The 20293-nt window shown below is 52.0% G+C and carries 16 protein-coding genes; 2 read left to right on the plus strand and 14 right to left on the minus strand.

Features of this window, described 5'->3' with window-relative positions; all coding sequences use genetic code 11:
• Positions 1-30 precede the first annotated feature (30 nt).
• The 4 genes from ML541_RS06370 to ML541_RS06385 form a co-directional block, all read right to left on the minus strand.
• Positions 31-681 (minus strand): protein-L-isoaspartate(D-aspartate) O-methyltransferase, encoded by a 651-nt coding sequence (locus tag ML541_RS06370; protein ID WP_243371759.1) that lies wholly within the window; start codon positions 679-681, stop codon positions 31-33.
• A 77-nt stretch (positions 682-758) separates the two neighbouring features.
• Positions 759-1505, minus strand: a complete 747-nt coding sequence (gene surE, locus ML541_RS06375) for a 5'/3'-nucleotidase SurE (RefSeq protein ID WP_243371760.1) — start codon at positions 1503-1505, stop codon at positions 759-761.
• Between the two features lie 243 nt (positions 1506-1748).
• Positions 1749-3254 carry a cobalamin-dependent protein gene (locus ML541_RS06380; protein ID WP_243371761.1) on the minus strand — a complete coding sequence of 502 codons (1506 nt, stop codon included), beginning with the start codon at positions 3252-3254 and terminating at the stop codon, positions 1749-1751.
• Positions 3255-3451: 197 nt separating this feature from the next.
• Positions 3452-3805: a hypothetical protein gene (locus tag ML541_RS06385; RefSeq protein WP_243371762.1), complete on the minus strand. Its 354-nt coding sequence runs from the start codon at positions 3803-3805 to the stop codon at positions 3452-3454.
• 386 nt (positions 3806-4191) lie between these two features.
• On the opposite strand from ML541_RS06385, the gene ML541_RS06390 reads away from it, so the two are divergent.
• Entirely contained in the window at positions 4192-5673 is a 1482-nt protein-coding gene (locus ML541_RS06390) for an acyl-protein synthetase (protein ID WP_243371763.1), read from the plus strand.
• 33 nt (positions 5674-5706) lie between these two features.
• Here ML541_RS06390 and ML541_RS06395 read toward each other — a convergent pair whose 3' ends face one another.
• The 4 genes from ML541_RS06395 to ccsA are packed head-to-tail and all read right to left on the minus strand — an operon-like array spanning position 5707 to position 9787.
• Positions 5707-7077, minus strand: coding sequence for a radical SAM protein (locus tag ML541_RS06395; RefSeq protein ID WP_243371764.1), 1371 nt, complete (start codon positions 7075-7077; stop codon positions 5707-5709).
• Positions 7023-8366 (minus strand): radical SAM protein, encoded by a 1344-nt coding sequence (locus ML541_RS06400; RefSeq protein ID WP_243371765.1) that lies wholly within the window; start codon positions 8364-8366, stop codon positions 7023-7025. Before ML541_RS06400 ends, ML541_RS06395 begins: the two co-directional genes overlap by 55 nt.
• Before the next feature lie 38 nt (positions 8367-8404).
• A complete protein-coding gene (locus tag ML541_RS06405) occupies positions 8405-8938 on the minus strand; it encodes a hypothetical protein (RefSeq protein WP_243371766.1) in 534 nt (177 codons plus the stop codon).
• Between the two features lie 24 nt (positions 8939-8962).
• On the minus strand, positions 8963-9787 hold the full coding sequence (ccsA, locus tag ML541_RS06410; protein WP_243371767.1) for a cytochrome c biogenesis protein CcsA: 825 nt from the start codon (positions 9785-9787) through the stop codon (positions 8963-8965).
• A 271-nt stretch (positions 9788-10058) separates the two neighbouring features.
• Here ccsA and ML541_RS06415 point away from each other — a divergent pair, with 271 nt between their 5' ends.
• A complete protein-coding gene (locus ML541_RS06415; RefSeq protein ID WP_243371768.1) occupies positions 10059-11534 on the plus strand; it encodes a glycosyltransferase in 1476 nt (491 codons plus the stop codon).
• A gap of 87 nt (positions 11535-11621) precedes the next feature.
• Here ML541_RS06415 and ML541_RS06420 read toward each other — a convergent pair whose 3' ends face one another.
• From ML541_RS06420 to ML541_RS06445, 6 genes are all read right to left on the minus strand, one after another.
• Positions 11622-12926, minus strand: coding sequence for a hypothetical protein (locus tag ML541_RS06420; RefSeq protein ID WP_243371769.1), 1305 nt, complete (start codon positions 12924-12926; stop codon positions 11622-11624).
• Positions 12927-12979: 53 nt separating this feature from the next.
• Complete coding sequence (locus tag ML541_RS06425; RefSeq protein ID WP_243371770.1) at positions 12980-14407, minus strand: radical SAM protein; 1428 nt, start codon at positions 14405-14407, stop codon at positions 12980-12982.
• Positions 14408-14411: 4 nt separating this feature from the next.
• Positions 14412-15119, minus strand: coding sequence for a glycosyltransferase family 2 protein (locus tag ML541_RS06430; RefSeq protein WP_347710785.1), 708 nt, complete (start codon positions 15117-15119; stop codon positions 14412-14414).
• A 51-nt stretch (positions 15120-15170) separates the two neighbouring features.
• Complete coding sequence (locus ML541_RS06435) at positions 15171-16817, minus strand: tetratricopeptide repeat protein (RefSeq protein WP_243371986.1); 1647 nt, start codon at positions 16815-16817, stop codon at positions 15171-15173.
• A 162-nt stretch (positions 16818-16979) separates the two neighbouring features.
• A complete protein-coding gene (locus tag ML541_RS06440; RefSeq protein WP_243371772.1) occupies positions 16980-18617 on the minus strand; it encodes a tetratricopeptide repeat protein in 1638 nt (545 codons plus the stop codon).
• On the minus strand, positions 18604-20262 hold the full coding sequence (locus tag ML541_RS06445; protein ID WP_243371773.1) for a hypothetical protein: 1659 nt from the start codon (positions 20260-20262) through the stop codon (positions 18604-18606). The genes ML541_RS06440 and ML541_RS06445 overlap by 14 nt, the downstream gene beginning before the upstream one ends.
• Positions 20263-20293 lie beyond the last annotated feature (31 nt).

Below are 20293 nucleotides of genomic sequence, written 5' to 3' on the forward strand. Positions count from 1 at the left end.
CTTCTCGAGCATAGCATCACTTTCCATAGACTACCCTTCCCCACTCCAGCCGTACTTGCCGATCAGCTTGACGAAACGGCAAGACACGGACTCTTCACGTGTGGTCGTCCCGTCTTGTTCCTTCGTAACCCGCACCAGGGTCTGATCGACCTGGTTTCCAACGGGTATTACCAGTCTTCCCCCAAAAGCCAGTTGGTCCACCAGGTGGCCCGGCACATCGGGAGCTCCGGCGGTAACAATGATGGCGTCGAAAGGTGCTTCTTCGGGCCAGCCATCGGTGCCATCGCCGATCTTCAGATTCACATTCAGGTAATGCAGCCGGTCCAGGGCCTTTCTCGCCCGCAGGGCCAGGGAACGGATCCGCTCAACCGTATGCACCCGGTCTGACAACTCCGCCAAAATGGCGGTCTGGTAGCCCGAACCGGTTCCCAATTCCAGCACCTTTTCCCGGCCCGTCAACTGCAGCATCTGGGACATCAGGGCCACCATGTAGGGCTGGGAAATGGTCTGTTTTTCGCCGATGGGGAGGGAAGAATCACTGTAGGCCTGGGCAGCCATGGCCTCTTCAACGAAGATGTTGCGTGGGACCTTGAGCATGGCGTCGATGACGCGACGATCCGTGATGCCGCGGCCGATGATCTGCGTCTCCACCATTCTTCGTCGTGTAATCTCAAAATTCATAATAAAACCTTAATGCCTTCAGCCGGAAAAATATAGCAGACAGGCAATCATCTGTCCAGATAACAACTGCTCCGGCATCAGAAGATATCCCATTTTTTCAGAAGGGCGATGGAGTTGTAATTGGTCAGATCGAGATGCAAGGGGGTGACGGAGACGTGCCCACGGGAAACAGCATGGTAATCGCTCCCTTCGATGTCCTTGAAATTGAGATCGACGGTGCCTATCCAGTAGTAATTGCGTCCGCGGGGATCGACCTTGTCGATTATGGTCCCCTCATAGGATCGTTTCCCCTGGATCGTTACCAGGGGGGGGCGGATTCTCTCCCCGGGCAGGTCTGGAACGTTGACGTTGAGGAATGTATCGGCCGGCAGCCCCTTTTTCTGAGCCGCAGCGGCAAGTTTCACGGCAAATTGCGCTGCAGCATCGTAATTGGTCCCCTCGGCGGACGTCACCAGGGAAACGGCAATGGCGGGGATTCCCATCAACGTTGCCTCCATCGCCGCAGAGACCGTACCGGAATAGGTGATATCGTCGCCAAGATTGGCCCCCCGGTTGATGCCGGAGACGACGATATCAGGCTTGAAGGAAAGGAGGCTGTGGATGCCCAGGTTTACGCAATCTGTGGGGGTGCCGTCTACGGCAAAGATATTTTCGTCGATCCTGTTTGCCCGGAGTGGATGATGGAGGGTGAGTGCATGCCCCACCGCACTCTGCTCCCGGTCCGGGGCAACGACGAAGACCTCGCCGAGGGCAGTCATTGCCTCTGCCAGTGCTTTCAGACCGGGGGCATGAACCCCGTCGTCGTTGGTCAGGAGAATTTTCAAAAGCACCCCTTTTCGTACCACCTTCTTTATAAGGTACTAAGCGGTTTTACCCTTGTAAAGGCTGCCGGAAATTAATTTCTCTGCTCCGTTTTTCCAGGCGCGCACGAAGACGGAGGCAAGGTTGCTAAAAATGCAGAAGCGGAGCCCTGAAACGAAAAAAGAGGCTGCGTTCACAGCCCCATTTTTATTGGACGATATGGGCATCAGCGGTTCAGCCGAGGAGGTCGATACATCCCGGGCCCGTCAGGGAATAGGTGCAATAAGGTTACTCATGCCAGCCTTATGTCCCTTGACCGTCTTAATCAGCGCCTTCACCTCCGGCGGCATCTCCTTACCTTCCTTCATGGCCGTCTTGATCTGTCCGGCCAGATAGGAGTGGTTGATGAAGATGTCCAGAACCGCCAGCATGAAATCCTTTTTCCAGCCGCTTAGCTTATTCAGATTCTGGAATTTGTGCATGTAGAACTTCTGGGCTGCCTTTCCCAGTTCCCTTTCCAACTCTTCCACCGTCATCCTGGTCGGCTTCAAAACCGGTTCTACCAGGTTGTACTTGCGGTAGTCCTTGGTGACGACATATTTTTCCAGCTGCGGATAAAGCTCCGCATATGGCCAGGGCGCAATGGCAAGGAAAAAGGCCATGTCAGGATTGTAATGCTTGGCCAGCTCTATGGTGGCTGCGATGGACTCGGGAGTGTCCTCGGGCATGCCCAGTACGAATGATGTCTCCGAAACGATGTCGGCTTTGTTGATGATGTCGATAGCTTGTTTTGACTGCTCGACCTTGGTGTCCTTCTTGAAAAGATCCAGTGTTTCCTGGGAGCCGGCCTCGACCCCCACATAAATGTGTTCGACCCCCGCAGTGCGGTACTTGTCCATGATGTCGGCATCGCGGAGAATATCGTCAACCCGGGTCTCCATGAGAAGTTTGACCTTGACCTGCCGCTCGATCATCAGATCGAGGATACGCACCCAACGGTCACGGTCGAAGGTGGGAATCTCGTCGGAAAGCATCGCCACTTCCACACCGTACTTGCGGTTAAGCATCTCCAGCTCGGCTACGAAGTTCTCAGGGCTTCTGGCCCGCCAGGTCTGAGCCCAAAAGAGCTGCTGTGAACAGAAAGAACATTTCTGCTGACAGCCGCGCGATGAGGAAACTATTGCCAGCCGAGCGTTGTTTTTGGCCCGGTAGGAATAAATCGGCCATTCAACCAGGTCCCATGCCGCGGGAAGTGAATCCAGGTCCTGTATGTAGGGAGCCTTTGCCGTAGCAACTACACCACCACCGGCATAGAAAGCCAGACCGGAAACCGTCGCAGGATCACCGCCGGCATTCAGGCAGTTGAGCAGGGCAGGCAGCGTCACCTCCCCTTCCCCACGCACCACGTAGTCGATCACGTCATGGTCGGCGGAGAGCAGTTCCTCATAACAAAACGTCGCGTGGACATTGCCAACGACGGTAACAACCTCAGGGTTGATGCTTTTGGCCAGGCTGAGAAGTTCAACAGCATGAACTATGGAAGCGGTATAGGCGGTCGTGGCAACTACATCGGGCTTGAATGCCTCGATTCTTTTCCGTATCTCCGGCCATTTATGCCACAGGGACATGGCATCATAATAATCAACTTCGTAGCCCTGTGCCCGCAAGGAACCTGCTACATAGACGAAACCCACATTAAGCCAGGTGCCTGCAGACTCAACAACCCCTGAATGGTAAGGCGGAGTGATGAGTGCCACCCGTTTTACTGTCATTGAGAACTCCTTTGAGGCTAAATACCCGAAATCACAAAAGGCAGCAATTTTCATGCCCATTAAAAGGCAGCGACGAAGGGACGTTTCCTACGTATTATTAAAGACTTAGCCTGACCAGGTCCGAGTTTTTATTGGCCGGTAGTGAAATGACCGTTCGACCGGGGCAACTGGCGCCAAAAGTATCGAAGGCTGCCCTATCAGTGAAAGGTCATGCCGAAAGCGAACCAGTAGCCGATGCCGAAGCCGATGAACAGAACGATATGCTTTGCCAGGAGCATGCGGCGGCGCATCCTTTCCGAGTCGGCCCCATAATAATTGTCCACATAGGTGAAGGTCCGCCCCGAGCCTGTCGCCATGATGACGATGCCGGCCGTCACACTCTGCCAGAAAAAGAGGTGCTCGACATGATTCAGTATGGCAGTTACCGATGGTTCCTTTCCATGGATATCATGGAGTACCACAATGGCGATTATGGCCGCCAGCCAGTAGCCCGCTGCAAAGTCATGGACGAAGCCATTGAAAACGACAAGGGATTTTTTAACGCTCGCCAAGGTAGTTTCTCTGCCCAACCCTTTGATTTACAAGCAACCTGTCAGGGGAGGTAATTTAGGTTATTGAAGCGCTCGGATTATCGCACAAATGACGTATCCGCACAATTTTATTTTTTAATCTTTGCCATCCCCCTTCTATTGCCTCGCCGCCAGGGTTATTCCTTGACGGCCCTTACATCCCTGCGGTACTATTCCTGTCATAGATAAAGGTCGCACTGACGCTGTTTTCTTGTGCATCACTGCAAAAGAAATAAGCAGACCCCACCCACCCCCGACACGGGGGGCCGTGATTCCGGCACCTCAGACTGTACCTTTATTGGCTCAAACATTGCTAGCACAGTTTTCCAACGTCTGGCAGCACGTCCTTTTACAGGAGCGCATTTCTTATGGCCACTGATATCACGGTAACCCATCGCCTCACTGAAGAAATACTCGGTTTTATCGAAGCGGGAGTAGACGCCGACCTCTCCGATGAACAGTTCAATGATTACTCCATGCAACTGTTTGCGCTGCAATATGCGAACAACGCCATCTTCAGGGAATTTTGCGACGCCAAAAAGGTGAAACCGGGTGACGTCAGCCGCTGGCAGGACGTCCCGATGGTTTACAATGATGTTTTCAAGACCCACCTGGTTGCATCCTTCCCACTGGAACAATCTGTAATGGCCTGTCTCACGGGAGGCACGACCAGTCTAACCCAACGTGGCCGCATTTTCCGAGACGAAGACGGCAAGCGACTCGTCTTCGGCGCCAACAGGATGATGACCGGATCGTATCTTTTTCCAGACTTCGAGGAGGGAAAACGCTGCCGTATCCTTATCCTCGCCCCAAGTCCGGAAATGGCGCCATCCATGGGGATGGCCATTGGCATGGACCAGACCCGGCAGGCCTTCGGCACCTCCGACAGCATGTTCCTCCTGGGAAAGACCGGCATCGATGTGAAGAACCTGCTCAAGGCACTGCGCGAGTCGGAAGCGAGTGGCGTGCCGGTGGCGCTGATAGGGGCTACCGCAGCCTATGTCTACTTCTTCCAGTCCTGTCGGCGGAAAAAGATAAAATTCAAACTTCCTCCGGGAAGCCGGGTCTGCGATGGTGGCGGCTATCGTGGCCGCTTCGGCGTCGTCACCCGCGACGACTATTACGCCATGGTCAAAGAGATTCTCGACATCCCTGAAACCCACTGCGTCAACGTGCTGGGCGAAGCTGAAACCGCAACCAACCTCTTCGATGATGCCCTGCGCCGCCACGTCAAAGGGCTCCCCCCCCGTCAACGCACCCGCCCGGTTCCTCCCTGGTCACGGGTGCTGGCCATGAACATCGACGATCTTTCCCCGCTGCCCGATGGTGAGGTAGGGCTCTTGGCCCACTGGGACCTGGCAAACGTGCCGACCGTCCTGGCGGTAATCACGGACAACCTGGGCTATACCACCGATAACGGTACCGGCTGTGAAATGGTTGGTCGGGCAAAGCTGGAGAACGGCAAGGTTTCCCCCCTCCCCGACGAAGATCGCACCATGGGCCCCATGGGAGACTCCACCATCTTCCGCATGCTGGAAGCCTATACCAATTTCTCAATCGATCTGAAGATGCGCTTTGCCAAAGACCCAAAGGTGGAACAGCCTGCGGTCCGTGAGGAGATCGACGCCCGCCCCGGCTCCGTGGCCTCGTGTCCACAAGTCGTCGATGAGATCCTGGTGTCCCAGGCGAGCGCGGAGGCGGCCCACGAGCGGGATAGGTCCTTGAACGCCTTTAAAGACCAGACGGAGCGCCCATTGGAATGGTACGTGGAAGAAGCGAAAAAGCAGAAACTCTCCGACCATCCCGCCGGCCTTCAGTCGGAAAAAGATACGACAAAAAAGGACACATAGCTGAAAGGAAACAATGTTGCGGCAGGCAGGGGTTCAGGACAGGGAATTATTGGAGCGCCAGTCTTGATATGCTTTGCCAAGGGCCTTCTTCATGGGCAACTGCATCATAAGCGACAGGAAATGGGTCATGGGAAATCCGGAACGTGGTATGTGGGAAATCCGCCGTAATACCCTGTCCAGACGGAATAACTCCTGATTCAAGCGGTGATACTGCTCTTCACGGTTACGGGCCGACATGGCGGGATCGGGGTGCTCGAAAACGGCGCGCACGCCGGTAAAGCATTCCCACCCCATACCAGGCAGCAGAAACTCTTGGTATTCCTCGAACAACTCGGTCCCTGGAAGCGGGGTCAGCAAAACCGGATGTATTCCCACCTTGAGTCGCTCCGACAATTCCAGGGTTCTTTTGAAACCGTCCAGTGTATCCTGCCTCCCCCCAAGGACCACAAACAGCACCACGTCTATGCCCGCATCCTGCATCTTCCTTACAGCGGAAATTCTGTCTTTCCCCTGCTTGCCGCCAGCCTTGAACGTGGAAAGTTGGGCCTCGTCATTCTCCCAGCCCACCCAGACGGAAAAAAGGCCACTGTCACGGGCAGCCTTCAACATACGTTCGCCAGCAGCGTCCTGAATGGCCCGCAAATCGCCGAACCCGTACCAGTGCTTGCGTGATCCACTGGATAGCTCCTGGAACAGCTCAATACTGCGGTTCAGGTCACCACCCCAGATGTTGTCATCACCGTTGAACCATACTTTTCCGGCACACGCCTCAATCTCCTCGGCAACTTCGGAGATGGGGCGGTAACGGATGGTATCGCCGAAAAACCTCCTCACCGAGCAGAAGGTGCACCGATAGGGACAGCCACGCATGGTGAAAAAAGCCCGGAAGTGGTAGTTCCCTTTCAGTTTGCCGTCAACCGGCTTTGGCAGCCCTTCCAGCGGCAGCCTCTCCCCCCGATAGAATTTTTTCAGCACCCCGCGCCTGGCGTCATCAAGGACATCCCGCCATACTGACTCCGCCTCGCCGATCACCACAGCATCCGCATGGCACGCGGCTTCCTCGGGCAGAGCCGATACATGGATGCCGCCGAGGATAACCTGCTTGCCCTCCCGGCGACACTCATCGGCAAAGGCATAGACCCAGGGTGCCGTTGCCGTCATGACACTTAGGGCAACCAGGTTGGAAGCGATATCTGCGGGGGAAATATCCTGCTGATTGGCATCGATGAGGGTCACATCCACATCGGGGGCATCACGTCCGGTCAGGGCGGCGAGGTACTCAAGGATGGGGGGGACCAGGGGCACGCGCCCTGAGAATGGAAACTGGGGAGACACTATGGTCAGAAGCATCAGCGCGTTTCCCTGCTCCGCTTCTCCCGGACCTCGCCCCGTTTCTTTTTCCATTCCTCATAGGCGATCTTTACCCCTTTTCTGATGGGCAGCTGGGACATCAGGGAGATGATGTGTGCATGGGGAAAACCGGCCAGGGGAATCCTGAACATGTGCCGGAAAATCCTCGGCAGGCTCAGCAGTTCGAGAAAGGTCTTGTGAAACAATTCTTCACGCACCTCGGCCGTCATGGCCGGGTCGGGATGATCGAAGAGGGCGAAGGCGCCGGTGTAATATTCCCAACCCAGGTCCTTGTACATATAGGGCTCGTATTGTTTCGCCAGTTCCGTCCCCGGATAGGGGACGACCAGGGAGGGGTGCATGCTCACTCCCAACCGGTCGCACAACTCCACCGACCGTTTGAAGTCGTCAAGGGTATCCTCCCGGCTGCCGAGCATATAAAAGATGGAAACGTCGATGCCGTGATCTTTCAGGGTCTTGATGGCCCGCTCGCGGTCCACCCCCACCTTTCCCGTGGCCTTGTAGGCCTTCAGGCTGTCGTCGGAGATCGCCTCCCATCCCACCCAGGCAGTCAGCATGCCACATTCGCGGGCGGCGTTCAACATGCGTGAACCTGCCGGCGAAAGCACCGGCCTAAGGCTGCCGAACCCCATCCATTTCTTGCCGCTCCCCTTGAGAGCCGTGAACATATCGATGGCGCGCTGCTCGAATCCCTCCCACCATATGTTCTCGTCACCGTTGATGTACATCTTTTCCGGAATGGCAGCCACGTCCCTGACCACATGTTCAATTGGACGAAAACGGATCTCGGCACCCATGAACGGCTTCACCGAGCAAAAGGTGCAGTTGTAGGGGCATCCCCTGGACGTACTGACGACGCGAAACTGCTCCTTCCCTTTCAGCAAGCCATATAGCGGTGTCGGCATATCATCCAGGGGGATATGCTCGCCGTGATAAAAAGGCTTCAGCCGTCCGGCGCGGAAATCCTGTAATACCTGCGGCCAGACCGATTCCGCTTCCCCGACGACAACCGCATCGCCATGCTGTTTGGCTTCTTCAGGCATGGCGGAAGCGTGCATGCCGCCGAAGACGACCTTGATGCCCCGTGCCCGCAGTTTTTCCGCAATGCGGTATCCAGGTACGGCTGTCGGCGTCAGGATGCTGATGCTGGCCAGATCACACTGGAGCCGGTCGATTGCCTCGGGAGTCGCACTGGTATTGATCAGTTCGATCTCAATGTAGGGATCGGCCTTTCTGGTCAGCGCCGCCAGGTATTCCAGTATCGGCGGGGCAATGGGAGCCCAGCCAAAGGGAAGAGGGGGTTTGATGATAGCAAGTTTCATTACGATACCTTTCGGAAGACAGCCCACCAAAGAAGAATCTAACGCTTCAATCTCTGATTACCATAGATTGCATCGAGGACATTTTTTATATCTGCCCGGGGAGTACGGTAAACGCTTCCGTTACTGCGAACTTCAACGCTTGAGACCATCCCGACTTCGTATGCGCCGTCAGGGTGAACGACAAACTTCACTTCCAAGCCACGGGCAGAAATACCTGCCCGTTTCATCTTGAAGTCAAACCACCGGGTAGGTGCGTAACCGGTAAAATCAATGAAAACATCACCGTTTGCCGCTCTCGTCTCACGCCATTCTTTGTTTTCCAGATAGCCATATTTGCCGAAAGCCTGCCCTATGGTCATTTTGGGGTAACCGGGAAGATGGGCCTTCTGAATGGCACCCGCCATCCCTTTAGGACCCGCCTCATTGCTTGGCGCTTGCACACCAGCGGGGACCATACCGTCCGATGTACTGGCTATTCCAGCTTTTGTATCTCTCATATAACCAGGCAAGGCATGTGCCACACCTGACAACGGCAATACGACAACCATGGCAATCAAGACAATTTTTCTCATTACCTAAACTCTCCCTCCAATCAATCAGTGTTCAATCCTGAATCCGGCATGGAACGTCTCTACTGAGAAAGGAATCCCCCAATAACTAACAATCATTGCAACCAATGCCACCAATGCATACCAGGCGAGTTTCTTGCCACGCCAGCCGAAGGTTATCCGTAGATGCAGGTAGATGCCGTATATCAGCCAGGTGACAAGCGACCAGACTTCCACCGGGTCCCAATTCCAGTAGTTACCCTTCACCTGGTTGGCCCAGAAGCACCCGGAAATCATCATCAGGCCAAAGAAAATGAACCCACCGGCTATGAATCGATAGGAAAGATCATCCAGTCCCTGCAAGTCAGGCAATTTTTCCAGAACTCCACCGGAATTCTTCTCCTTCAAAAGGTATAAAAGCCCCAACCCTGCAGCAATAAGCACCGATGCAAAGCCGATCGATGCCCCGACAATATGCACCCAAATCCAACCGCTCTGCAGTGCCGGAGCAAGGGTGGCAGCAACTTCTTTCAACATTGTTCCCGCCCACCCCATCATGACAAAGGAGACAGGCATCACAAGCACACCCAGGGGCTGAAATTTTTTCGTCGTAAACTGCAGAATCAGGTAGATGAGCAGCGCCATGAATATGCCCAAGGTTATCGACTCGGCGACAGAAATAAAAGGAGTTATTCCCGTCGCCATCCACCGGAGTACGATTACTGCCACATGAGGCACAAAACCAGCCAAAACGCTGAACAGGCCAAAAGTAAAGAGTTTTTCCTGTTTGGCAATCAGTCCGAATATGTAGCTAAACGTACTGACACCGTACAGCCCAACGGCAATCCAGAATAGCGTCTGATCAAGTTTCATTTGGCTACCTCCATTATTGAATTCCTTCTTACATTATCATGAACAGCGGGGAGAATAGCTGTCGGGTGCATTCGTACTGGATTTCCTGGCTATATCGACAAGTGATGCAGCGTTTATAGACACCCGGTTAACTGCATCACTTAGGGATTGACGGAGGCATTATTTTATGCGTCAATAATGAATTCGGCCATTTAAACATAACCCCCTAGGTCATGTCAATTTTTCCCGTCCAGTTACCATGGCGGACCTTCCCTGTAGAACCAGGACCAGTATGGATAGCAGCTTGAAAAAAAAGCAATTCCTTTTTGACCAGCTCTCCTCTGCCCGTGGCAGATGGCGAGCCCAAAACTGGTATTACTATCACAAGTTAGAAAGGCTGATGGTTTCCCTGATCCCACCTGGCAGAAAAGTACTAGAAGTTGGCTGCGGTACTGGTGAGCTATTAGCTGGTGTAGCTCCAGGCGAAGGGATCGGCATAGATTTCAGCAAAAAAATGCTCGATATTGCAGCGAAGCAGTTCCAAGACCTGAAATTTGTATGTGATAATGCAGAATGTCTGCAAATGCACGAACCATTCGACTATGTCATTCTCTCAGATCTGCTCGGTGAAGTCAGCGATGTCTGGCAAGTCATGCACGAACTTCACAAGGTTACTGACCCTAATTCCCGTGTCATCATCACCTACTATAATTACCTTTGGGAGCCACTCCTCAAGGCCGGGGAACGACTGGGAATGAAAATGCCCCAAGATTACCAGAACTGGCTGTCTCCGTCGGACATGGCATATGCATTGAGCCAGAACAGTTTCGAGGTGGTCAAACGTGGCACCTATCTGTTGCTGCCGATCTACGTTCCCGTCATCTCAGAAATGGTCAACCGGTATTTAGCACCTCTACCTTTTTTGCAAAGGCTCTGCATGGTGCAGTACCTGGTAGCGAAAAGACAGACATCGTGTAAAACGGAAACCATTCCCCATTACCGTGTCTCGGTAATAGTCCCGTGCCGGAACGAGCGGGAAAATATCGAGAATGCTGTAGAGCGCATCCCGATGATGGGGGCAGACACAGAAATCATTTTTGTCGATGGCGAATCTACCGACGGAACCGTTGAAAAAATCGAGGAGATGATCAGCAAATACGAAGGAGTGAAACATATTCGTCTCATTCATCAAACCTCTGAAGAGGCAAGGGCTTCTTCAGAGCACCGCCCTGACAAGATGCTGCCGCTTGGCAAAGGAGATGCGGTCCGCAAAGGCTTTGAAGCTGCAACAGGCGAAGTTCTGATGATACTCGATGCAGACTTGACCGTCCCTCCAGAGGAACTCCCCAGGTTCTACCATGCCATCGCCTCCGGCAAGGGTGAGTTCATCAACGGCAGTCGGCTCGTCTACCAGATGGAAAAAGAAGCGATGCGGACGCTGAACCTGCTTGGCAACAAATTCTTCAGCATTGTCTTCAGTTGGCTCTTGGGGCAACCGATCAAAGATACCCTGTGCGGCACAAAAGTTTTGTTTCGACGAGACTATGAAAAGATCAAGAGTAATCGTTTTTTTTTCGGAGAGCTTGACCCCTTCGGAGATTTTGACCTGTTATTCGGTGCTGCGAAACGAAACCTGAAAATTGTCGAGGTCCCCGTGCACTACCGTATGCGAACCTATGGTGACGTCAAGATAGAACGATTCAAACATGGCTTCAAACTGCTCCGCATGAGTCTCATCGGTCTGTGGAAGCTGAAATTTTTTAAATAGTTAGTCCTGCCATACCATAACTGGTTCTCCCTACCCCCTACATTCCACGACACCCCCTCCGCCATGCCATAAGCACGAGGCCGCCAGCTACCCGAGGAGGGAATTTTCCAATATTGGCGGTCTCAACTTCACAGCAAAGGGCACACCCATCAGCACCATGCCGACAATGAGGTATGTCATGATTACGGCCGTTTCAGAACCGTCAAAAATAAAATAGGCAAATGATGCCAACAACAAAAAGCCGTAAAAGAGAATTTGGGTGCTCCATCCGGTAATGTAATCTATTCCCGGCAGTGCAGCCCAATAGATTATAAACGGGATAAACGCCGTCAAGTATGGGACGCTGTAGTCGAATGCAAACGTCGGATACGTTACCAGTATGGTCGCCGCACCAGCAAAGAACGGTGATAGATACGGGAATTGCCTGCCGCTGAATCGATTTGAAAAACCAATGGCCATCAGAACCAATGGGACTGATTTCACTACATACAACGGCACTATCCTGACAAGTGCGTTCCCCATAGCCATCAAAGTCAATTCCGCTTCCTGCTTGAACAGTCCCTGTAGGAAACTTACAGCACAATTAGGCAGCATCAGCAACATCAGCAGAATGGAGATAAAAAACAATACACTGATCATCCCCCTTTGCTTTAGTTCCGGGATGTTCCTGGCAGTCAACAGGGAGACTGCACAGGCAACAAAGGCAAATGGAAATGCCGTCCATTTGACAAAACCAAATAGCGCCGACACCACCACATAGCGCCATTTCCCAGTAACGAGCGCCAGCATCAACCACAGATAACAAAGCCCCACGTAGAGCGTAAACTGCCCGCGTTCAAAAAAAGAAAGTCCGACCGGTGTTAGGAACAAAGATATATCTAGCAACAGCAGCGCCGGCAACAGGTATCTCGTGATTTTCAGAACAAAAAAGACGAAGATGAAGCTGCCAATGAAAAGAATCGCCTGTACCGCAAGATGTACAAAACTGGCTTGTCCATAGGGTAACAGGCATAAGGTATAGGCACTGATGAAATGAATGAGCGGTGGGTATCTGGAGGGCCTATTCCAGGGATCGATTGTAGTTTCTATTGCATAGGCATCTTTCAGTGCTTTCACCTGCTGGGAAGGGAAATAAATTTGTGCGAAATCAGCGCACAATCTTCCCTGGGCCTGATGCTGCAAGGCAATTGGTGTCGGTGGTATTCGCATCGTCGGATAGCGCAGGGGAATAGTCATCTCCGAACTGGAACCATCCCCCAGCAAGATATCCTTGGACAGCCAGTATACCTGCGAAGCAATCATCAAATGAATCAGCACGAAAAAAACAATGAAAAGCAACCTGCCATTCACAACAATGCCAGTCGATTGCTCTTCAGTATGCTCAGCAGGCACCTTCACCTCCAGTTACACGATAGCCAATTAACTGGTCCAGTCCATACGGCTTTTCACATGCGCTCTTTGACGGAACAGAATGCAAGGCGTAATCCCGCCTTAATTTTGTGGTAGATCTCCGAAAGGCTGTTCATATTTCTCAACTCTTGGACAATGTACGCCGGCCGGAAATAAAACCTCTCGTACGCCTGCATCATCAAATCGGTAAGTTGTTTGCGGTCGAGAGATTCTTCCCAAAGATGAGCTCGGAATTCTTCAGAAGGATCACGACTGAACACACCCCAGTAATCGCCGAACAGCCCTTTTTCCATACCGTATCTATAAAGTGCCGTCCCCGGATAGGGAGTGGTGATGGCAAACTGCGCATAGTTTATCGGCAGTTCAAGGGCAAGCCGGATCGTATCCTCCACTTCCCGTGCAGTCTCCCCCGGCAGCCCAATCATAAAGTCACAGAGAATCTCGAAACCGTATGTTCTGGTTTTATGCACAACCTGGCGCACTTGCTCCACAGTAATATTCTTGCCAATGGCTGCAAGGATACCATTATTTCCCGATTCGACACCATACTGTATGCGGCTGCATCCTGCCTGCTTAAGCGCATGCAACATCTCATCATCCATTAGATCGATTCTGCTGCGAATATCAAAAGATACGTCGACTTTATGTTCCAGAAGTAGCGCACAGATATCAAGCACCCGTTGCCTGTCAACGGTGAAAGTCGAGTCGAATATGAAAAATTGCCGAATGCCTAGACGTCGTCTGCAGTCGAGGATTTCCTCCACAACCCGTTGGGCAGAGAAAGCACGGAATTTATGATGTCCTTCGTCGCAAAAAGAACAACGATACGGGCAGCCACGACTGGTAACCAGTGTCGTGAAAACGGCATCTTTTGCCAGGAGAAACCGGTACTCCCCATACGGTGTCATGTCACGTGCGGGAAAGGGTAGCTCGTCAAGCTTTTCGATGGGTATGCCGGGATTGTTAACGATCCGATCTCCGTAGCGAAATGTCAACCCCGGCATATCCTTGAGAATATCTAAATCATTCAGGTGCTCTACAAGGCACGTCATGGTGACTTCGCCTTCTCCGGTCACCACAAAATCAACTCCGGGATGACAAAGCGTTTCGACGGGATAATGATCACAATGTCTGCCTCCAAGCACCGTAGTGATATGTGGATTAACTTTTTTGGCAATCTGCACCAGGCTTAGTGAATCCAGCAGCGTGAATGTCAGCGTCTGGACTCCAATCACATCGGGATTTGCCTCACGTACATGCTCCTCAATCTGTTGGTCGGTGAGATTCATGAGCACTGTATCAAGAACCTGCACCTCAATCCCCACCGGCCCCCGCTCGCGAAGATACGCGGCTATATAAAGAAGCCCCAGGGGGGGATAAGTACCCCTTTCTTTTTCAACAAAAGCTGGGACATTCGCCGAAACCATACGTCTCAGTGGAGGGTTAACAAGCAACACTTTCATGGGCTTAATTGCGCACCTTGAATTTGAATAATGTCCATACAGCCTCTACAGCATCGCGCCAGCCAATCTTCTTTCCTTCTTTCTTGCTCCGGGGAAAATATGAAATCGGCACCTCCGCGATATGAATCTTCCGTTTTGCCAGCTTTGCCGTTACCTCGGGGCAGAATTCAAACCGTTCACAGGACAAGTGCAATGATTTGAGCAGATTTGTGTCAAACATCTTGTAACAGGTAGCCTCATCGGTGATTTTCAATCCATAGAGCCAGCGACTGACATAGGTTACCAACACCCCACCGAGAAAATAACAAAGCCCCGAATGCTTTTTATTGTCTGCATTCAGCCGGCGCGAGCCATAGACCACTTGTGTGCTCCTTGCCGACAAAAGCCTGACCATTTTGACAAGATCTTGGGGATCGTATTCCAGGTCGGCATCCTGAATGACGACAAAATCCCCTCTCGCCATAGCAAGTGCGGTTCGAATTGCATGACCTTTGCCATAGTTATGCTCATGATTAATCACTGTAAAACCAGGCTTCGACTCGAATGCCTCCAGAATCTCACGGGTTGCATCGGTCGAGCCGTCGTTAATGACAAGAATTTCCTTGTCGAGCTGCACAGCGGCCACGCGCTGCAGCAATATGAGCAGGGTCTCTTGTTCATTATAGACGGGAATTATTATACTTAGCACCGGTACACTACCATGCACTTGCACACTTGGAAACGAGCATTTTCAAAAGATCACCTGGATATCGATCGGATTGGGTTATTGCCTCAATAATTCCACCATATGAAACTGCTGACCTGCTTCTACCTGTCTCCCGAGCTTTTTGAGGGCAACTCCGTAGTCATAATGGGCTTGAGGGTTATCGGGTTCCTGGGCCAGCATCTTTTCATAATGGGGCAACGCGGCTGCAAATTGTCCCTTGGCACAATAAATAGAAGCCAATTGGCTGTTGGCTTTATAACTCTTCGGCTTGATCACGAGCAGCTTTTTTAAGGTATCGATGGATCTTTCCGTTTGGCCGATCTGGTAATAATAGGTGGCGAGCCTACCCATAATCTGCGCCCGGTAGGGATCATCGCCAAGAGTCTGGATTGTGTGGGTAAATAGGGTTTCACTGTTTCGCCAAACTGCCACCTGCTTGAATGATAGCCATGCAAGCACTACCAGTACAACTGACATACCGCAGAAAACCGGCAATGGCCTGAGCATGGATACAAGGCGCACTAATACCACACTTGCCAGCACGGAAAAGCACAGGGATGAAAGAAGGGAATACCGATCTACTGTAAAATGGGGATGTTCGAATATTCCGAGAAAAGGGACTTGCAGCACCAGGTAGCAGATCCACACGCCAAGGAGAAATGGCCAGCGCTTACGAAGAAACAAGCAGAGCGCGGAAATTCCTGCAACAAGAAAAACTCCCAACAGGAACGGTAAAGAAAGGGGATCAAATGCGAGCAGAGTCGTATAGATGGGGGCGAGTTTCACCGGGTAAAAAGGTTTCCAAAGGTAATAGGACCAGACATAAAATGACTGCATGACGCGATCAAGAAGGCCGAACTGCGAAAGTGGCACAGGTGCCCCCCATATACCCATTGCACGATGCCTGACTACCACAGCAACGACAGCAAACGCAAAAGCAGAAAGCACAAAAATCAGTTTCCCCCGCAAGACCTGCTTTACCTTAGCCTTAGCCCCTTTCGAGACAGCAAAAGAAAAGACCTTTGGGCGTAACAGAAAGATGTCGAGCAGGAAAAACACTGCAAAAAGCGTGATGCCAACCGGGTACGACAACAAAGACGAGATGTAGCAAACCAGCGACAGTGCCATGTACAGACGGAACTGCTGAAGATTAACCGCCTGCTGTGCCCTCAAGTAGCAGAGAAGTGTGCCAAGGATGAAAAAAATAGCCTGGCAGTATGATCTAGCAGCTGCCCACACAACAGATTCGACCCGCAGGGGATGAAGGGCCCACAACAGGGCACCGGCCACAGCGGCAAACTCTCTAGAACAAGCGTTGTGCCCAGCAAGTGGATTCTTATGGGCAGCAATGATCAGCAGATCCCGCAATACAAGATACAGCAAAACGGCACTCAAACCATGGAGGAGCCAGTTGCCGAAATGAAACCAAAATGGATCGAAGCCGGTAAGATGGTAGGTAAGTGACCAGGCAAGAAACGTGAAGGGATTATACCGTTGCATCGAGTCTACGTCTGTAAACACCCACCAAAGGCTGCTGTTTGTCAGTTTTTTGTTGCCGAGGATATCCAGATCGTCGTCCCACATGACAAAATCAGCTTTCAAAACCTCTGAAAAGGTTACCATCGTAACAATAAGAACCACTACAGCTAAGACAAGCGGTAAGGCGGCATGCAACTTTCCTTGTTTAAAATTATTTTCTGCCATCACGAAACCGTTACCTTGTGGCCATGCCAGGGTTAAATGCCCTTTGTCCCCTATTGCATGGTACTGCTATGGAATCAGATCAATGAACACGCGTACTGAGCGTCAAACGATTGAACTACACGCTTTGCCGCAAAACATTGGCCTACCATTTCGCCGTACCGCCTATTTCCCAAATGATTGAGCAAGCCGAAACTGCTGTTCAGCTTCTGCCGTTCTGTCGAGCTTTCGGAGTGCAACGCCGTAATCGTAATGGGCTTGCGGGTTATCGGGGTCCTGGTTAAGCATCTTTTCATAATGGGGCAATGCGGCGGCGAATTGTCCCTTGGCACAGTAAATCGAAGCCAACTGATTGTTGGCTTTATAGCTGGTCGGCTTGACGTTGAGCAATGTTTTCAGTGTCTCGATGGCCCGCTCCGTTTGGCCGATCTGATAGTAATAGGTGGCAAGTCTACCCATGATCTGCACCCTGTAGGGATCATCGCCAAGGGTTTGGATTGTGTGGGTAAAAAGGGTTTCACTGTTTTTCCAAACCATAACTTGCTTGAATGATAACCATGCAAATAATACCAGTACAATAGACATACCGCCAAAAACCGGCAATGGGCTGAGCATGGCCACAAGGCGCACTAAGACCACGCTTGCCAGCACGGAAAAGCACAGGGATGAAAGCAGGGAATACCGGTCTACTGGAAAATGTGGATGTTCAAAAATCCCGAGAAAAGGGACCTGCAGCACCAGATAGCAAAGCCACACGCCAAAGAGAAATGGCCAGCGTTTACGGAGAAAGAAGCAGAGCGCGGAAACTCCCACTATCAATGCAACGCCGAGTTCGAAAGGTGGTGAATAGGGATCGAATGAAAGCAGTGCCGTATAAATGGGGGCCAACTTCACCGGGTAAAAGGGTTTCCAGAGGTAATAGGACCAGACGTAAAAAGACTGCATGATGCGATCAATCAGGCCGAACTGCGAAAGTGGCACTGGCGGGTCCCAGATGGCATTGGAATGATAGCGTACCAACACAGCAACTGCAGCAAAGGCGACAGCGGGAAGCACGAAGATCAGCTTTTCCCGTAAGGCCTCTTTGAGTGCTGCATATCTCGTGGCGGGACAGAAAAACTCAGCCCGCCGTAACAGAAAGATATCGAGCAGCAAGAACACAACGAAAAAAGTAATACCCAGTGGATAGGATAGCAGAGAGCAGATATAGCAAAACAGCGAAAGTAGCATAAAAAGGCGGTACTTCCGGGGACTTATGTCATGTGCCTTCACATAGAAAAGGAGTGCCCCGATGAGAAAAAACATCGCCTGGCAATAGGTTCGATCCGTTGCCCAAGCAACAGGCTCGACACGTAGGGGATGAAGAGCCCACAACAGGGCGCCGGCCCCAGCGGCAAGCTCTCGCGAAAAAGAAGTGAACCTAACAAGTAGATTCTTATGGGCAGCGATGATCAACAGATCCCGCAATACAAGGTAAAGCAAGACGGCACTCAGACCATGGAGCAGCCAGTTGCCGAAATGGAACCAACAGGGATCGAAGCCGGTGAGATGGTAGGTGATTGACCAGGCGAGAAATGTCAGCGGATTGTAGCGCTGCATTGAGTCGACATCGGTAAAAACCCACCATATGCTGTTGTCGGTGAGATTATGATTACCAGTGATGAGGAGATCATCATCCCACATCACAAAATCAGCCTGCAAAACTCCTGAAAAAATGGCAAGCGTTACCATAAGCACTACCGCCGCTGCGACAAGCACAGCGCCGGTAGTTAAGTTATCCTTAGCGAAATCAGAGTGAGCCATTACCGCCACCCGTTTCCTTAATTGCCATGCGGGACAACCTGAAGTCCCCGTTCGCCAAGTCGTCCCGACCCATTTTTTGATACGCCGATCCCCGTGCATAGAGAATCTCTGAACGCTTGTCTGCCTTTGCGGTTTCCAGCGCCTTGGTATAATCCTCTACAGCAGTTACAAGATCTCCCATATCGCCATGAATGATGCCACGTTTTTGATAAAGTTCGTGCATGGCTCGATATTGTTTGCTTGCGGCAATGGTGATAGCCTTGTCAAGGTCAGCCAGGGATCTTTGATAGTTGTGCTGCAGGTAGTAGGCGTGACTGCGCTGAAAGTAAGCTCGTCCTGTACTAGGGCTCAGTTCGATGACCCTGGTCCAGAGCGTCACATCATCTTTCCAGAAGGCAATCTCCCTCACCGTCAAATATGCGTTTGTCAGGACCAGCACGGCCATAGCAGCCAGGAAGGCAATACGGGCAGCTCTGGAGGCGCCGAAGGAAGCGAAGAGGGCATTGATTCCCAAGGAAAACAGTAACGCCAGGGGAAGTCCGGCAAGATAGGTAAACCTTCCCGCCATGGCCTGCGCCCCAACCTGTTGCGTAAGGCCGAGAAAAGGCAGCAGGGTTACCAAGTAGATCAACCAGCACGCCATGACAACCGGTAGACGCTTCGTCAGCTGCATGCAGGAGGCAGTGATCACTATGAACAGAGCGATCGGCAGGAAATATGCCCACGTCATACCGGGGATATTGAATGGATGCACATAAAAGGGGCTTATCCCTGAAGGCCACGCCGTAAGTCTCAGGTAGGCCGCAATGGACGCGAAGGCATTCAGCACTCTCGTCTGCCCATCGATAGGCTCGATTGCATTTGCCTGTGCGGCCATGGTAAGCAGGGCAACCGCGGCTGCCAGCAGGAAAAAAGGGACCTTCTCCAGCACGATTGCTCGGATGCCTGAAGAGGCAATCCTCTTGAGTGGGAACCAGTCCAGCACCAGCAGCACAACCGGCAGCGTAACCAGCAGCGACTTGCTGCACAGGGAGAAGGTAAAAAACAGCAGAGACAACGAGTAATCACGAAGTAGGACGTTGTTGTTTTGCGGCCACCGAGCCTGGAGTGAACCGCATCCACAGGCATACCGCAAGTAAAAAAGGATTGCCATGAGCCCGAAGAATAAACTCAGGACATCTTTCCGCTCCGTAGCCCAAGCCACCGATTCAACCCTGAGAGGGTGTATGGCAAAAAGTAGCGCTGCCAGCGCCGCACACCACAGAGGATTCAGAACGGAAAAACGCCCCCGGGATCCCTTTGGCAACGCTCCGTCATATACCATCATTAAGCGGTGACAAATCAAAAAGAAGGTTCCGGCACTGAGCGCATGGAGGATGTTATTGACGAGGTGGTACCCGACCGGATTGCCCCCCCAGAGGGAGTAATCGAATGCCAGCGATAACCAGGTGAGCGGAGCCCAGTAATTCAGATAAAATGAAGTGAACGCCCAATGGACTGTCGCTAAAGAGAAGGAGTGAATATTGCTGTTTTCAAGAATGTAACCTGCGTCGTCCCAGGCCAGCAGCCCGTTGCGCAGATCGGGAAGATAGGCGAGGAACACCGAACAGCAGACAAGCCAGAAACAGGTCCATCTACGATTCACGGCCTTCTCCCTTCAAGCATAGTATCAAATG

The sequence above is a fragment of the Geotalea sp. SG265 genome, assembly GCF_022808985.1.
Taxonomy (GTDB): domain Bacteria; phylum Desulfobacterota; class Desulfuromonadia; order Geobacterales; family Geobacteraceae; genus Geotalea.

Bases quoted from the DNA above. Each gene is read 5' to 3' on its own strand.
- ML541_RS06370 (WP_243371759.1), bottom strand. From the start codon at position 681: ATGAATTTTGAGATTACACGACGAAGAATGGTGGAGACGCAGATCATC.
- ML541_RS06380 (WP_243371761.1), bottom strand. From the start codon at position 3,254: ATGACAGTAAAACGGGTGGCACTCATCACTCCGCCTTACCATTCAGGG.
- ML541_RS06390 (WP_243371763.1), top strand. From the start codon at position 4,192: ATGGCCACTGATATCACGGTAACCCATCGCCTCACTGAAGAAATACTC.
- ML541_RS06395 (WP_243371764.1), bottom strand. From the start codon at position 7,077: ATGGAAAAAGAAACGGGGCGAGGTCCGGGAGAAGCGGAGCAGGGAAAC.
- ML541_RS06400 (WP_243371765.1), bottom strand. From the start codon at position 8,366: ATGAAACTTGCTATCATCAAACCCCCTCTTCCCTTTGGCTGGGCTCCC.
- ML541_RS06405 (WP_243371766.1), bottom strand. From the start codon at position 8,938: ATGAGAAAAATTGTCTTGATTGCCATGGTTGTCGTATTGCCGTTGTCA.
- ccsA (WP_243371767.1), bottom strand. From the start codon at position 9,787: ATGAAACTTGATCAGACGCTATTCTGGATTGCCGTTGGGCTGTACGGT.
- ML541_RS06415 (WP_243371768.1), top strand. From the start codon at position 10,059: ATGGATAGCAGCTTGAAAAAAAAGCAATTCCTTTTTGACCAGCTCTCC.
- ML541_RS06425 (WP_243371770.1), bottom strand. From the start codon at position 14,407: ATGAAAGTGTTGCTTGTTAACCCTCCACTGAGACGTATGGTTTCGGCG.
- ML541_RS06435 (WP_243371986.1), bottom strand. From the start codon at position 16,817: ATGGCAGAAAATAATTTTAAACAAGGAAAGTTGCATGCCGCCTTACCG.
- ML541_RS06440 (WP_243371772.1), bottom strand. From the start codon at position 18,617: ATGGCTCACTCTGATTTCGCTAAGGATAACTTAACTACCGGCGCTGTG.